Source organism: Polynucleobacter sp. UK-Mo-2m-Kol15 (genome assembly GCF_018881505.1).
Taxonomy (GTDB): Bacteria; Pseudomonadota; Gammaproteobacteria; order Burkholderiales; family Burkholderiaceae; genus Polynucleobacter.
On sequence record NZ_JACVQC010000005.1, the window covers coordinates 1 to 613 of the forward strand.

Annotated in this window: 1 pseudogene; it reads right to left on the minus strand. The window is 41.9% G+C overall.

Features of this window, described 5'->3' with window-relative positions:
- Positions 1–22: 22 nt before the first annotated feature.
- Positions 23–613 (minus strand): annotated as a pseudogene (locus tag ICN43_RS11090) (hypothetical protein); the annotation flags it as partial.

Consider the following 613-nt stretch of genomic DNA (forward strand, 5'->3'; position numbering starts at 1 on the left):
CTTTCAACCCCCCAAAATCTTCCTAGCAGATGGATATATGGTCTACCGGCAAATCTGCCTGATAACACTCATACATTTTGGAATAAGCAGTTTCCAGATTTTTAGTAAACAGTGGGGTATTAAATAAAGGGGCGGTCATGCGATTGTCAGCTAATCTCGATTTCATTTGAGCAAGTTTTTGAGGGCTCATCGCCAACTCAATCGCTAACGCCTCATATTCTTCCCAGGTATTGGCAATGAGTTCTGGTAAGCCAACTGCACGTAATAGGCTGGCAGCTACGCGACTGGCAAAAGATTGTCCCATCAGTGTTAAGACCGGTATGCCAGCCTTTAGGGAGTCTAAGGCCGTAGTGTGAGCGTTATACGGGCATGTATCCAAAAACAAATCTGCTAGCGCATATCTGGCTAAATGGTCAGCCATGAGGTCCTGCCTTTGCGCAAAAATCACTCTACTAGAGTCGATACCACGCTGATTAAATTCAGCCGTTATGTTGCCTTTGAAGGATTGATTATTTTCCGATATCCATACAACACTATTTTTTACTTGTAACAAAATTCTAGCCCAAGCATCCAAAACTTGTGGATTAAATTTATAGTCATTATTAAAACAACA